The 15,711-nt window shown below is 21.5% G+C and carries 16 protein-coding genes; 1 reads left to right on the forward strand and 15 read right to left on the reverse strand.

The genetic code is table 4. The features are described from left to right. The 15 genes from BU00_RS04475 to BU00_RS0101625 all read right to left on the reverse strand — a co-directional run. Positions 1-458: hypothetical protein (locus BU00_RS04475; protein ID WP_036458863.1), on the reverse strand; the 458-nt coding region annotated here is incomplete at its 3' end. Positions 459-632: 174 nt separating this feature from the next. After that, positions 633-866 (reverse strand): DUF2188 domain-containing protein, encoded by a 234-nt coding sequence (locus tag BU00_RS0101555; protein ID WP_027121197.1) that lies wholly within the window; start codon positions 864-866, stop codon positions 633-635. 1 nt (position 867) lies between these two features. Continuing rightward, positions 868-1,308, reverse strand: coding sequence for an RpiB/LacA/LacB family sugar-phosphate isomerase (locus BU00_RS0101560; RefSeq protein ID WP_027121198.1), 441 nt, complete (start codon positions 1,306-1,308; stop codon positions 868-870). Between the two features lie 42 nt (positions 1,309-1,350). After that, positions 1,351-2,607 carry a hypothetical protein gene (locus tag BU00_RS0101565; RefSeq protein ID WP_027121199.1) on the reverse strand — a complete coding sequence of 419 codons (1,257 nt, stop codon included), beginning with the start codon at positions 2,605-2,607 and terminating at the stop codon, positions 1,351-1,353. After that, positions 2,570-3,499, reverse strand: a complete 930-nt coding sequence (gene holA / locus BU00_RS0101570; protein WP_027121200.1) for a DNA polymerase III subunit delta — start codon at positions 3,497-3,499, stop codon at positions 2,570-2,572. Before holA ends, BU00_RS0101565 begins: the two co-directional genes overlap by 38 nt. Positions 3,500-4,691: 1,192 nt before the next feature. Continuing rightward, positions 4,692-5,204: an MAG0490 family ComEA-like DNA-binding protein gene (locus BU00_RS0101580; RefSeq protein ID WP_027121202.1), complete on the reverse strand. Its 513-nt coding sequence runs from the start codon at positions 5,202-5,204 to the stop codon at positions 4,692-4,694. A 63-nt stretch (positions 5,205-5,267) separates the two neighbouring features. After that, complete coding sequence (locus BU00_RS0101585; protein WP_027121203.1) at positions 5,268-6,386, reverse strand: YhjD/YihY/BrkB family envelope integrity protein; 1,119 nt, start codon at positions 6,384-6,386, stop codon at positions 5,268-5,270. After that, positions 6,370-7,791: an Asp-tRNA(Asn)/Glu-tRNA(Gln) amidotransferase subunit GatB gene (gatB, locus tag BU00_RS0101590; RefSeq protein WP_027121204.1), complete on the reverse strand. Its 1,422-nt coding sequence runs from the start codon at positions 7,789-7,791 to the stop codon at positions 6,370-6,372. Before gatB ends, BU00_RS0101585 begins: the two co-directional genes overlap by 17 nt. Further along, positions 7,784-9,112, reverse strand: a complete 1,329-nt coding sequence (locus tag BU00_RS0101595) for an amidase family protein (protein WP_027121205.1) — start codon at positions 9,110-9,112, stop codon at positions 7,784-7,786. The genes gatB and BU00_RS0101595 overlap by 8 nt, the downstream gene beginning before the upstream one ends. Then, a complete protein-coding gene (locus BU00_RS0101600) occupies positions 9,112-9,414 on the reverse strand; it encodes an Asp-tRNA(Asn)/Glu-tRNA(Gln) amidotransferase subunit GatC (RefSeq protein ID WP_027121206.1) in 303 nt (100 codons plus the stop codon). The genes BU00_RS0101595 and BU00_RS0101600 overlap by 1 nt, the downstream gene beginning before the upstream one ends. Before the next feature lie 8 nt (positions 9,415-9,422). Beyond that, positions 9,423-10,280 carry an RluA family pseudouridine synthase gene (locus BU00_RS0101605; protein WP_027121207.1) on the reverse strand — a complete coding sequence of 286 codons (858 nt, stop codon included), beginning with the start codon at positions 10,278-10,280 and terminating at the stop codon, positions 9,423-9,425. Between the two features lie 63 nt (positions 10,281-10,343). After that, a complete protein-coding gene (gene scpB / locus BU00_RS0101610; RefSeq protein ID WP_027121208.1) occupies positions 10,344-10,922 on the reverse strand; it encodes an SMC-Scp complex subunit ScpB in 579 nt (192 codons plus the stop codon). Further along, positions 10,912-11,685 (reverse strand): segregation/condensation protein A, encoded by a 774-nt coding sequence (locus BU00_RS0101615; protein WP_245579603.1) that lies wholly within the window; start codon positions 11,683-11,685, stop codon positions 10,912-10,914. The genes scpB and BU00_RS0101615 overlap by 11 nt, the downstream gene beginning before the upstream one ends. 1 nt (position 11,686) lies before the next feature. Further along, entirely contained in the window at positions 11,687-12,358 is a 672-nt protein-coding gene (locus tag BU00_RS0101620) for a lysophospholipid acyltransferase family protein (protein ID WP_245579604.1), read from the reverse strand. Positions 12,359-12,442: 84 nt separating this feature from the next. Next, a complete protein-coding gene (locus BU00_RS0101625; RefSeq protein ID WP_027121211.1) occupies positions 12,443-12,757 on the reverse strand; it encodes a holo-ACP synthase in 315 nt (104 codons plus the stop codon). A 141-nt stretch (positions 12,758-12,898) separates the two neighbouring features. Between BU00_RS0101625 and BU00_RS0101630 the strand changes: the two genes are divergently transcribed. Continuing rightward, positions 12,899-15,571, forward strand: a complete 2,673-nt coding sequence (locus BU00_RS0101630) for a hypothetical protein (RefSeq protein WP_027121212.1) — start codon at positions 12,899-12,901, stop codon at positions 15,569-15,571. Positions 15,572-15,711 lie beyond the last annotated feature (140 nt).

Consider the following 15,711-nt stretch of genomic DNA (forward strand, 5'->3'; position numbering starts at 1 on the left):
TCTAAATATTTTAAAGAAATATCTAATTTAGTTTCTGCTCATTTTTTAGGAGAAATTAGATAAACAGTTGTTATATTTTGATTACAATTTTGACATCTCGTATCAGTGTTCCATTTTGTTATTATTTTGTAAAAATTTCGCTCTGAATCTTCCAAAATTCTTTTTATTGTTCTTGTATCTTTTGAAGAAATTTTAGTTTTTAATTCAGTAATTTTCTTAATTTTATCAAGATTTTCAAAGACTGTTATTACCTCTGTTAGTGATGTATGATTTGACTTTCTTGTAGTATTTAATTCTCAATATTTATTAGTAATTTTGATGTCTTCTTTTGTTAATTTCTTAATTTTAAAATGAAAATTTTTCTTTTTATAAGAAGTTTTTTCTCTTCTAAAATGTCCGTTAATTTCAATGCAAATAATTTTATTAATTTGTTTATTTTTATGATTTAAATTTATCATATATAATTCATTTGTCCTTTCCTTTTTTACTTTTACTATATTTTATCAGATGGGACAAAAAGTCACGATGAAGTTCAAAACTTGCATCGTGACTTTTTAATTGACGTTATTTTATAATTAAAATACCAGATACAAATTTATATTGCTCTGGTATTTTAATTATTTATTTGACTTTTAATTAGATTTTTTATAACCTTTACCATCACGTATTTTTCCGTTTTCACCATGAATATAATATGTTCCATTATTTTTCTTAGCAAGATCTCTTGCGTATGGTATTGCCTCTTTTTGTGTTTTAAAGGTTATAGTTGCTCTTTCAGCGCCTTCGCGATAAACTCTTCAAATTTCTTTTTCTTTATCTTCTGTAATATGTCAAACTGGCCTTAATTCTTTTTTATCATCACTCATTTTATTCCTCATCAAGTTGATCAATTCTTAACTGGTGTCTTCCACCTTCAAATTCAGTTTTTATGTATTCATCAACTATTTTTTTAGCTTCATCTAATGATAATTGACGACCACCAAAAACAAGAACATTAGCATTATTATGTTGTTTTGCTAAATGTGCATCTTCTACCGAAACTACACGTGCAGCTCTAATTCGTTTATGTCTGTTTAACGCATAAGAAATACCTAAGCCAGTACCACATACAGCTACACCAAATTCAGGTTTATTTTTATCAACATATTCAGCTAATTTTTTACCTTGTTCTGCATAACTTACAGAATTTTTATCATTATCTGGTCCTAAATCAACAACATCATAACCTAATGTTTCTATATATTTTTTAATTTCATCTTTCAACTGAAAACCAGCGTGATCACTTGAAAATGCTACAACTTTTTTCATATTTCTCCTTTTTATTTGTATTTTTAATTATATCATATTTAATTATTTAATTTTTATCAATAAACTTGAATAAGGTTCTATAAAATATTTTTGTTTATTTACGCTAATTTGTTTTTTGTTGTAAGAAATATTTGTAATTAATTTATAAAAAATATCATCTATATATATATCTTGAATAAAATTGTTTTTATTAAATAAAGAATAATAAAAATTTAATTTTATATCTATTGCATTAGAATAAGATAAATTAGAATATTTTAAAATTAAATTTTTTATAAATATTTCATTAATTATTTTTCATAAATTAAAATCAAAAAGGTTTGAAATCATTTGATTTTTATTTGAATTTTTATCAAACAAAAAAACAAAATGCTTTGTATTTAATATAATTTGCTGAATTAATATTTTTATTTCATTTATTTTATATAAGTATTCCTTATTATCTATATTAAGAAATTTATTAAAGTCAAAAATATAAATATATCTATTTTTTAATTTAGTATGAATATTTAAAATGTTTGTGTACATTCTTTCTGAAAAAGAAAAATAGTCAAAAACTTTATCAATAGTTGTATAAATATGTAAGAAATTTAAAAAGGAATCTTTTTCATTAAAAATATGAAGTGTAAATTTTTTCTCACTATTAACCTTTTCTAAAAAATTATTCAATAAAATGTGTTTATTGAGGATTTCTATTTTTTTAGTTTTTGCAAAGAATGCTTCAAAACCAGTAAAAATAATATTTTTAATAAAGAAGATATTGTTGTATTCATTAATAATGTTTTTTAAGTTTTCTATAATTTCATTTCTATCAACAGAATAATCATCAATAGAAACAAATTGTGTAAAAACAAGATCTTTAAAATCTGTCAGTGAATTTGAAAAATCATCATATTTTTCATTATTAAAAAACTTATTATATTGCATCATATTATTAACAGTTATTCCACTTTTAGCAATATCAAGGAAAATATATAAATCAGTTTCGAATAATGTAAATATTTCAGAACAAAATTTTTTTAAAATCTGGATTTTTTCTTTTTTAACTTTTTTGTTCTCAATTGAATTTTTTTCAAACGGATCACTACTGAATAATTCACTTATTTCTGGTAATATAAGTTTCGTTTTAATACTATTTGAATATAATAACTCAATATTTTTTTTAATATATTTTAAGTATTTTTTAAATTTTTCAATATTTTCATTTAAAATAAATGAATGCTCTAATAATATAAATTCTTGAAAATAATTTAAACTATTATTAGAAGTTTTTGATCAAGAATGTTTCAAATATTTCATTAGTTTCTGCTCCAGTAGTCTTTATTGCTAAGTCAATTTCAGATAACTCTTCAATCATTTTTGATATTTTTCTAATACCTAAAATTGTAAGAGTATTATTTATTTTTTTTAGTTTTCATTCTGGTTGCTTTAATATTTTTGAAATTTCATTTAAACTATAATTTAATTTTTGATAATTATAAAAAACCAAGGTATCACCTAAAATGGTATTCATATAAGAAATTAATTTATTAACATCATCACCTTCATTTATTCTTTCTTTGTATTTTGAATAAATAGAATTTAAATTTAATGTTTCAATTGAATTAATAAAAGCAAATTCATTATTTAATAAATATTGATCTGTTTCAATATCAATAATCTTTCTTGTTATTTCTTTGTAGTTTAAAATTAATTTATTAATTTCATTCATTACAACATCTAAATTATTTGGGAGTTTTTCAAGTAAAAATAAAACATCAGAGTAAGTAATTTTAACTTGATTTTCTGTAAATAAACTAAATACTTGATTAACTAAATCGTTTTTATGAATTTTATTACATTCATAAATTTTAGAATTATCTTTTATAAATTCACAAAATTTATTATTTGGTAGTTTTTCATTATATAAAATAAATACTATTTCATCGTTTGAAGAACTTAATTTTTCACATAATACATTAACTAATTTTTCATCATTTTTATCTAATTTATTTTTTTTTAAAAAAGCAATATCTTTTACAAAAATTAATTTTTTTGAATTAAAAAGATTTTTAGTTTCTATAAACTCTATAAATTCATAAATATTAAAATCATTTTCAAAAATAAAAATGTTTGAATCTTTGTATTTTTCTTTTAATTCCTTTATATATTTTGAAATAAAATGTTCTTCTGATCCATAAATTAAAATCATTTATATATTATAAAATATTATTTTTGTTTTTTTGTAGATATAAAAAATAAAAATAATATTTGTAATAAAAATGGTATTCACAATATATACCTATTAATTTCAATAATAAATACAAAATTTTTAAATAAATTAATAAATGATAGAAAATTATCCAAAATTGTTAAGCAAAATATTTTTATTGGAAAAGTTAACAATATTAATAAAAAATTTATTTCAAAAATTGGAGTTAATAAAGTTATATTCAAAATTGAAAATAAATTAAATTCACCCTGAAACAAAATTATTAATGATATAGAAAACATTCATGTTAAAAATATTGTTAATATATTTTTAAACTTATTTTGATTTCATAATTTATTTATTATTTTTAAATAAATCGTGATTAAAAAACTAAGTCAATATCCCATGTTATTCAAACTTATATTTTGCATTAAACATAATATTAGAATTTGAGAAATAATAATATCAAAAATACTACTTTTTCTTTTAAAAAACAAGGGTATCACAACACTTAAAAATGCTCTATTAACAGAAACTGTTTTATTACATATATATCAATAACAAAATATCGATAAAATAGCAAAAGATTTTCTTGATTTAAAAATTTTTAAAAAAATGAAAAATAAGATATTAAAGTGAAAACCACTAATAATTAATAAATGTAAAATTCCAAGTTCTTTACTAATTTTAAATAAATCAATTTTACTGTCTGAAATATATCCAAATAAAATCGGAATAATATAATTTTTATATTTTACATCTTTGTTTTGCAATCATTTTAAAAAATAAAATGATATATCAAAATTTCGAAGTTCCTCAAAATTTTCGACATATAAAACATTATTATTAAATTGATCAATGCTTATTTTACCGGTTATAAGAACTTTTTGATTTATATATAAATTACTGTTACTGAAGTTGTATAACTTAAATTTTTCATTTCAAAAATTTCTAACTAATGTTGAATTATTATTTGAGTAAACAACATAATATATATTTTTAAGATCTAAAAAATATAAAGTAATTTGATAAAATAAAAAAAATAAAAACAAAAATAGAAACATATATCAATATTTTTTGTTTTTGTTTTTTATACAAAATACAAAAAATAAAATTATAAAAAAGGTTTGAAAAATAATTTGATATTTAAAAATCCAAAAAATCAAAGAAATTATAAAAAATATTAAAAAAACTATTGATTCAGAATTAAAAATGTTTTTAATTTTTCAAAAGTTTTTGCGCCAATTCCTGAAATATTCAATATGTTGTTTCATGTCGTTTGTTCATTTTCTTTACGGTGTTTTAGTAAAATTTTTGCATATTTAAGTTGTATGTTGGCAATTGTTATTTGTTTTACATCATAAAAATCACTTCATTTAAGTTTATAATCTTTAAAAGGTATAAAAATTTCTGTATTTTCTGGTGCATATGAAAAAATATCGTTAATTAAACTTAAATCTGAATTAGGGAGTATATTAGCAATTAAAAAGAGTTTTTTGTAAGTAAGTTTTTCATTGGATATATGGATTCCGTTTTGCAAAAAAGCACCAGAAACAATATATTTGTACACATGAGTTTTATTATTAATATTTTGTGTTTTAATTTCTTGATTCTTTTTATTTATTAAAGAATAATTAACACCAAATCAGATAAAAAGACCACTAATTATTAAAAATATTAAAATTCTTCAAAATATCTTTTTCATTACAAAGATATATTATTTTTTTGGTTTTTGAAAACAAAAAAAGAACAAAACACTGTTTTGTTCTTATAAAAATGAATAAACTTTTTTAGGTTGTGTTCTACTACTTATATAGTTTTTATAATAAGCATTGTTAAAAATAATGCCTAAAAACATAAAATAAACAAATCAGTTTATAAAAAAACCAATTGCAAAAAAGAAACCAATTGTTGTTCCGAATTTACTGTATGAAACTATCTTGTGTAAATATGTATAAAGGATAACTAATATAAAAGTAGGGAATCATGAAATAAATGCCCCCTTAAGAGTATCTTTTGTTTTAATTTTAAAAGAAGGTGTAAATTTAAATAAAAGAACAAAGAGTAAAAAAACAAATATTCCTACAAAAATAATATAAACAAAATCCGATAATCACACACTTGAATTATTATTATATATAGAAGCTTGGATTAATATATTAATTGTACTTACAAATCATAAAGTAATTGCTACAAGTAAAACAAGACTAAGACCTTTAATTTTGTTTCCTCAAAATGAACCAATTTTATTATGTGAAAAAATATAATTATAAGCAGAAATTAGTTTTCCATAACCACCACTAGCAATATAAAGTGATGGTATTGCAATAAATGAACCAGGTAGCAATGAATAAATTTTAAATGAATTATCTTGTACTTCATTTTGAATAATTAAATGCATATTTCCATCGGGGATAAATTTATTAAATACAACGCTATTAAATAAATATTGAAAAACTTGTTGCTTTTGTATTGATTCAAAACCTTTAGATAAATAAAATTTTTCAACATGTTTAATTAATGTAGGTATATTATCATTAATTGTAATATTTAAAAAACTAACTAAATAAATAATAGGAATAAAAGAAATTAAAATATAAAAAATAATAGATAATCAGGTGAAGTTATATTCATTAGAGATAAAATTTTGATAAACCTGATATACAACTTTTTTTCTTTTAATTTTTTGAGTTTCATTTCTTGTTCTTATTAAAACATTAGCAAAAGTTTGAATTATGTTTAACATAAACTTTTCATAAATTTTTGCTAAAAACAAGAATTTATCAGGGTAAATTAAATTAGAAAACCATTTTCTAAAATGTTTTCTATCTTTTTTAAGTTTTATTAAAGTTTTATAATTCTTCTTTTTATTAAATAAATTTATCATTTAAAACCTTTTCAGCAATTTCGTTTGAGATTACTGGATTAACTTGTCCACCAGTCTGCTTCATTAAAGCACCAAGAACAAATTTTAAAACTTTTTCTTTTCTATCTTTGTATTCAGATACGATATTTTCATTTTGATCTACAATATTAGTAATTAAATCAGTTATTTGATTAACATCAGTTATTTGTTTTAAATTGTATTTTTCTAATAAATCTTGAATTTTACCATTATAATTAACTAACAAAGGAATAAGTTTTTTTAATGATTTACCAGAAATTATTTCAGAATCAAGTAATTCGATTGATTGTGCAATATATTCTTGTTTAATACCAAGTTCATATGCTCTACATCCTTTTGAATTAGCTAAAGAAACGATTTCAGCAAAAAATATTTTAGATAACTTTTCTCTGTTTTCATAAATTATTGAATCAAAAAACTTGGCTAATTCCAAATCTGACATTAAACTGTTGATGTATATTTCTTGAATGTTTTCAGATTTATAACGATTTTCTTTTTGTTTTGGTAATTCTTTTAATTTTACAGATTCAATAAACTCATCACTTAATTTAATAAAGGGTATATTGGGTTCTGGAAAGTATTTATATTCAACAACACCAGTTTTCGTTCTCATGACTATATTTGAATTTGTTGAATCATCAAATCTTTTTGTTTGTTGTAATATTTCTTGACCTTTTAAAATAGCTTGTGTTTGCTTTTTTATTTCATTTTCTATTGCTTTTTCAATGTTAGACAATGAATTTAAGTTTTTTATTTCAACTTTTGTGCCAAATTGTTTTACGCCAAAAGGTCTTAAAGAAATATTAACATCTGCACGCAATGTACCTTTTTCGAGTTTTCCTTCAGAAATTTCTAATGCTGATACAGTTTTTCTTATCATATCAACATATGAAGATGCTTCTTTTGCACTTCTTATTATAGGGTGTGTAACTATTTCAATCAAAGGAATACCAGCACGATTATAATCTAGTTCAGTATTTTCTCCGTTGTGGTGCTGTCTTGCAGTATCTTCTTCAAGATGAATACGCTCTATTAAAATATCTTTTGAATAACCATCTAAATCAATTGTAATTTTTCCTTCTTGACCTATTGGTCTAAAAAATTGAGTAATTTGATATCCCTTTGGTAGATCGGGATAAAAATAATTTTTTCTATCAAAATGTAATTCTGAATCAATTTTCATATTAAGTGCTTTTGCAAGTGCGATAGCAAATTTTACTGCATTCTTATTAACTTGTGGTAATGTACCAGGGTAACCTAAATCAATTTGATTTGCAAGAGTGTTTGGTTTAGCAAAATAATCAATTTTAGAAGGTGAAAACATTTTTGTTTTAGTATTTAACTCTACATGGATTTCAATACCGATAACTACTTCAAAATTACTCATTAAAACCCCCTATTAATTCTTCTATATACTCTGCATAACCAAGCAATTTTTCATCAGAATATAATTCTGAATCAATCGCAAGGTTAAATGGTAAATTATTAAATTTTCCTATCGGAATAGTAATTGATGGATTACCAACCAAATTTGAACCAGTTAAAATATAATCCATAACATTTGAACTTTTATTTTGTTCATTGAATTTTGGTGCAATTCCTGAACTTGCTGGATAAATTAAAATATCACCTTGTTTTTGTAGTTGAGATAAATAATTCTTAATTAATCTTCTAGCTTTTTGAGCTTTAATAAATATATTTTCATAATTTTCATTATATAAATAATAACTACCTAAAGCTAATCTTTCTTGAACCATATGACCGAATTTTTGACTTCTTGTATTTTTTATAATTTCATTTCATGAATTTCCAGATACTTGTTCACCAAAAGAAATACCAGTTAAATTTGAAAGATTAGAACTTGCTTCAGAAAATGAAATAACTCTATATACAGGTTTTATCATTTTTAATAAATCAATATTTGGTTCTATTATTTCAACTTCAATATTTTGATTTTTAATTTTATTTATTAATTCTTCTGCTGCATTTCAAACATAATTATTTACTTGATTTTTAAAATTTAAAACTATTACTTTTTTGGGTTTTGTTTTAACAACATTATTAATATTTACATTTTTAGAAGTCATATCTTTTGAATCAACACCATACAAGACTTGTGAAGTTAAAATAATATCATTAACATTATGAGCAAAATAAGCAACAGTATCAAGTGAAGAAGCATAAGCAAAAAGACCATACCTTGATATTGCGCCATATGATGGTTTAAATCCTACTTTTCCAACAAAAGATGCTGGAAGTCTTACACTATCACCTGTATCGCTACCAAGTGCGATTGAAATATTATTTGATAAAGATGCAGCGGCCCCAGAAGAAGACCCACCTGCTAATCTTTTTGTATCCAAGGGATTTTTCACTAAACCATATGCACTATGAGTCCCTGTTCCGCCAAGTGCAAATTCATCAAGATGAGTTTTTCCTACTATCTTTGCACCACTTTCAATTAGTTTTTGCACTACAGTTGCGTTATATCCTGGTTGAAACTTTTCAAGCAATAAACTTGAAGCAGTTGTATAACCTACTTTTGTTGCGTAATTATCTTTGATTGTTACAGTGGCGTTTAATAAGAGATTGTTTTTTGGTTTTTCATAAAAATAACCAAAAGTTGAAGATATTGCATTATTGTTATTTAAAATAAGTTCTTTTATAGATTTTTTGAAATCACCCTTAACTTTTAATGATCTTTGCATTATTTAACCACCTTTGTTATCAAAACAAAATCATCATTTGATTGATTAGCGTTTTGTAAAATAGTTTTTTTAGAAATAGAATAACTATTATCTTCTTCATCTTCTCTTAGAAAATCAATAACATATTCTTCATCAATGTGTGCCATTGGTTTTAAAGAGTCTAAATCAAAATTATCAAATATTTTTAATTCTTCTTGTAAAGTTTCTCAATTTTTCATAATATTATCAACTACTTCATCAGTAGGTTCAAACATTGAAGACAGAACTATTTCTTTAAATTTTTCCTTAGTTATTTTTTTCATTTTTTCTCCTATCATTTGGGTTTTTGAGTTCAAAATTCTAATTTATTTAAATATTCTAAATCTTTATTTAGATTATTAAATTTTAAATAATATGAATGTAACATTAATCTTGAATCTTTTTTACCACCATATTTTTTATCACCATAAATAGGTTTTTGTAAATATTTTAAAACTAATCTTATTTGATGTTTTCTTCCTGTTTCTATTTGAGCGATTTTGTCATTTCCTTCTTTATATAAATAGGTTTTAGAATATTTGGAACCTTCTGTTTTTTTAGTAGATGCTTTTATTTTTCCTGTTGTTGTATCTTTATTAAAATACAAAATTATTTCTTGTTTTAAATCTTCAAACAACTCAATATCACTCTTAAAAATATATTTTTTAATAAAAAATTTATTTTTTTCATTTAGCTCAACTAATGTAGAATAATTTTTTGCATACACAATTAATCCGCTTGTTTCTTTATCAAGTCTTCCAACATGTGAAGGTTTAAAACTATCAATCTTCTTATATTTTAAGTATGATAACACTTGATTATCAAGGGAATTTTCATCACCATGTACTTCTATACCATTTTTTTTATTAATGATTAAAATATTTTCATCTTCATAAATTATTTGTAAGTCAGAATAATTTATGTTTTTAAATTCAACTTCTTTTTGTACATCAAATACACCATAAATAACAATTTTTTGTCCTTGTGTAATTTTATATTGTTTATCATTGATTCTTTTTCCATCGATTTTAATATCTTTTTTACGAAAAATTTTTTCTATTCGTGAAGCACTTAAATTGCTTAAATACTTTAAAAGCAATTTATAAAGAGTTCTTCCTTCATCGTTTTTTGTTGTTGTTATTTCAAACATAGCACCTCTGTTTCTCACTAAATTGATAAAGATACAATAAAATTGTATCTTTATCATTCTTTATTATTTAAATTCTCTTTGGCTTGCAAATAAATCAAAATCTGATGATTCATTTTCAACACCATCAATATAGTTAAAATCGTTAAGTTTTGGTAAATCTCTTAATGATGTTATTCTAAAATGATCATAAAATTTACTTGTCACACCATAAAGAACTGGTCTTCCTGGTGTTGGTGATATACCTACTTCTTCGATAACACCTTTTGCTAATAATGTATTGATAACTTGATCAGAAGCGGCTCCACCACGAATTTTAGTTATTTGACTTCTTGTTATAGGTTGTTTATAGGCAATTATACCAGCAACTTCAATAGCAGCATTTGATAATCTATTAGGTCTTATTACTGTAACTAATTTTGAAACATATTCTTTTACTGTTTCTCTTGTTGCGAGCTTATAAATTTCATCGAAAACAACAACTTTTAAACCTCTATCTTCTTCGTTAAAACTTTTATGAAAGTCTTGCATTACTTTTTTAGCTTCAGAAGTATTATTTAAATTAAAAATTTCTTTAACTTGTTCTAATGTTAACCCGTCATCACCTTGTATATATAAAAGAGCTTCTAAAATTTTATTTTTCATTATATTCTTCTCCTCTGATTATATAAATAATATCAAATTGGTTATCTTGTTTGATTTCAAGAAATTGTTGTCTTGCTAAATCTAATAAAGCAATTAAAGTTATTACAAAATGTTGAATACTTGGTTGGTGAAATATTTCTTCAAATTCCACACGTTCTTTTTTTCTTAGTAATTCTTTTATAAACGGGAACATTTCTGATGGTGTTATATTGAATTTTTCTAATTTTGTTTTTCTTAATTGTTTTGCATAAACACGCTCAAACATCCTTCTTAAAACACCTATTAGTGTTATAGGATTTGAATGACCATCAAGTCTTGAATTGTCTGTATCTTGAATAAATTCATCTACGTTACTTGGTTTTTTAATAAAGATATTGTTTCTGTTATCTTGAAAGGTTTTTAAGGCTTGTTGTATATTTTTGAATTGTTCATATTCAATTAAATCTTGTAAAAAAGCCTTTTTTTCTTCTTCTACTTCTTCACTTATTTCTTCTGGTCCTTGTAAAATAATTTTTGCTTTTAATTGGATTAGTGTTGATGCAATTAATAAATAATCACCAGCAATATCAATTTCTGTTTCTTTTATTTGTTCGATAATTTCGATATATTGTGTTGCAAGTTCAACTAAATTTACATCTAAAATATTAACTTTTTTTTCTTTTACTAATGCCAATAATAAGTCTAGCGGACCATCAAAATCATTTAATTTGAATTTATACTCTGAATTATAATTAATACCAATGTTTTTTAATTTTCTAGACACCTTAGATAATTTCCTTTTCAATTAAATCTTTTACTCTTTTAGCGATTGAAGCAGGTTCTTGTGTTATAAATGAGTTTGCTTTTATTTCTGGTAAAAATTTTACTGTTATAACTTTTTTAGTTCCACCGTTTTTTAAATTCATAGAATCAAGAGAATTACAAATAGCAACAGGTACTATATTCCCATAAACTTGTTGGATTGCTTTGAATGCACCGGGTTTAAATTCTCCTAAACTTACCTCTTTTATTCTTGTTGCTTCTGGAAAAACAACACCATATGTTTTATTTTCTTTAACAAATTGAGTAAAATCCTTCATTGTTGTTAAACTTTCTCTAAAGTTTTTAGGATCAAGAGTAAATGTATCAATTAACTTTAAAGCATGTTTTAAAAACATTTTGCTTTCAAGTTCTTTTTTAGCTACAAAAGTAGGAATTCTAAAAACAGAGTTTTCAGTTTTATCTGATACCAATGCAAAAATTAATGCCAAAACATCAGAATAAGATTTATGATTTGGTAATAAAAAAACATTTCCTGTGCTTGGGACATTATCCAAACCTTCAACTTTTACTTCAATATTATATAGTTTAAGAACTTTTTTAACTGACTTTATTAATTTATTATATCTTTGTTCAATTGGAAAAAGTTCAGGTTTTTTGGAATATTTTTTTGCCATTGACTTAATAGATAATAACCTAAAAAATCAGGGAATAGTTGTAAAAAACATTTTTATTCTTGTGTGTAATATCATCTTGTCTCCTTAATTATTTTTTATAACAAATGCAACTAAATAATCTCCTTCATGTGAAATAGATATTTTAAATTCATTTGTAAAAAATCAAATATTATTCTTTTTTTGTAAATTTATTTGGTTAAATTTATAGAATTTATTATCAGCTTTAAAAATAGCTTCCTTGATAGCCCAAGATCTTGCTAAGAAAAGAGTTTTTTCTTCGCTTGTTTGAAAATTATTATAAATTTTTAGTTCAAACTCTGACAAAACTCTCTTTAAAAAACTATTTTTTTTATCTTTAAACCTTGAAATTCTTGTTAAATCTACACCTATATTAAACATTTTTTAAATTATATTAAATTAAGTATGATATAAAACTTATTTTTTATTTTTTTTATTCAATTTTTGTGATAATAAAAAGTTTTGAAATAGTTTATTTTTTGTTTTTTTATTAATAAAAAATAATAAAACAATGGAGGAGATATGACAAAAAAGAAAAAAATAATAACAATTCTAGGTTGTTTTACTATTGTTGGTGCAATTTCTGCAACAATACCCGTAATTACAAGATCAATAAAAAATAATACTAACTTTAAACCAGATGCACCTAAAAAAAGCAATACAAAACAAGATTATTCATGATACGATATTCAAGTAAACAAAGTTACTAGTAATCAAAATAAATTAAATCAAGATATAAATAATATTAGTGAATTATATAAAGAAAAACTTAGTGTTTTAAATCAAACCACACTAGCAGAAAATAAAAATGAAAAAAATAAAGAAAAAAATCTTTTAATCTTTGATGAACTAATAAAAATTAGTGATGAAACTCTTTCGTATTACAGACTTATACAAAATAGTTTTTTTAATAACTTAATAACAAATAATAAAGAAATTATTGCACTTTTAAAAAATCAAACATTAAAAGAAGAAGAATTAGGTAAAATAAAAGACATTATTCAATTAAACATTACTCAGTTTTTAAATATAATAAAAGATTTAACAAATAAATTATTACAATTTAAAAACAAAATAGATAATTTAGATTCTGATGAAGATATTTTATTAAAATATCAAAATACAATAGAAAAAACAATAAATAAAACTAATAATTTGATTGAAAAACTAGAAAATAAGGCAAATATTTCTAATAATAATACAGAAACACTAAAAATTGAATTAGAAAATTTATTTGATAATTTTAATAACATATTACCAAATCTTTATTATTTTCAAATTTTAAAAAATAATTTATTTTCTGAAGAAAAAAAGGAAATAAATTTTATTTTAGAAAATAAATCTTTTAATTATGAATTAAAAAAATCATATGAAAATATTTTAGAGACATTTAAATCTAATATATTAATTTTGGATAAAAACATAATAAAGAAAATGAATGAAATAATAAAATCAAGTAATAAAGATGTTGAAATTAATTTATTAAATTCAAAAATTAAAACATATTTAAGTAGTGAAATTGATTTAATCTTAAAAAGATTTGATTTTTATAGATTAAACTTAGAAAACGACGACACTTTACTAATAAATAAAATAAAATCAAATTATGAACAAATTTTGAAAAAACTTCAAAATATTGAAGAAAAAAATGTTAATTCTTTTATTAAAATAAGTGATGTTATAGTTGAATTAAAACAACAAAACTATATGTTTTTATCAGATATTTTAAGACATTTTTTTGATAAAGATTCAATTAGTAATAATGAATTAAACGAGAATAATAAAGAAATTATGACACTAAATAAAAAGATAAGTGTATCAGAGCAAGAAATAGAAAATAATGAAATATTAAAATCCACAAAAAACAATGAACTAAATTTTTTAAAATTTAAACTAAATTTAATTACAAAAAATCAGACAATAGAAAATAATGAAATATTATTAAGAACTCAGAACGATATTACTGAATTAGAAAAAAATATTAGCGATTTAGATAATTCAATAATTATTACAAAAAAGGAAATTGCAAAAATAAAAGATAAAAAAATAGATATTTTTAAGAACAATAAAAATATTATTTATCAAAAAATAAACAATATTATCAAATTAAATTTGATTTTATCTTTTACAAAAAACGGTAATGTAAAAGATATATTGACAAAATTAGAAAATGAAAATACTGATTTAAAAAATGAAAATATTTTATTTTTAAAAAATATGAAAAATAAATTAGTTCAATTTAATAATCAATCATTCCAATTAGAAAATGAAATAAGTAAAATTAAAAATGATATTTATTTAAAAGAAAAAGAATTAGAAATTAATAACGAAAACTTTAAAAGGTTAGAACAAGAGAACAAAAATAATATAGAAATAATTAAAAATAACAATGATGAAATTAGACTTTTAAAAACAACTAATAACTCACAAAATGATAATATTTTAAAATTAAAATCTAATATTGCTGATAGTGAAATTTCACTAAAACAAAAAGAACTTGAAATAATATCTAAACAACAGGAAATACAAGATTTAAAAAATAATTTAAACCAATTAACAAACAATCAAAATAATAATTTATTAGTTATTCAAAATTTAAACAATGAAATTCTAAAACTGGAAACAGATATTAATTTACAAAAACAAAACACAGAAGAAGAAAAGAAAAAAAATCAAGAATTAAAAAATCAAAATTTAATACTTAGAAATCAAAATACAAATTTACAAAACAACAATAATAATTTACAAAATCAAAACAATAATTTTAGAAATGAAAATTCTAATTTAAGGAATCAAAATAGTAATCTTAATAATACGATTACTGATAAAGTTGATAAATTAAATCAAGAAAAGCATAAAAACGAAGAAAATAAACAAAGGATTTTGCAACTTAATAAGGCAATTGATGATTTAAATATTCAAATAAATAATGTCAATAACTCATATAATGTTTTAAATGATAAACTAAGAAGAAATGATTTATTAAGGACTGAAATAAATTCTTTATTATTAGAAATTAAAAATATTTTAAACTCTATACAAATTCAAACTAATAATGTTTCTAATTCTTTTGGATATGGAGTAAGAACAGTTAATGACTATGAAAAATCATATAATTCCGCAAAAGAAAAATCTAATAATGTTATAAACAAGGTTCAAAATATTATTAACAAATTAACTCAAATTAACAAATAAATTAAAAAGCATTTTACACAAGTAAAAAATAGGAAGCGTAGATTATTTTGTGTAAATTCTCTTAATAGCAAATATTTAATTTAAAATATTTATATTAGGAGAATTTTTTTATGAAAAAGAAAACAGAATTTAATCTTGAT

The organism is Mycoplasma leonicaptivi ATCC 49890, assembly GCF_000622205.1.
Classification (GTDB): domain Bacteria; phylum Bacillota_I; class Bacilli_A; order Mycoplasmatales; family Metamycoplasmataceae; genus Mycoplasmopsis; species Mycoplasmopsis leonicaptivi.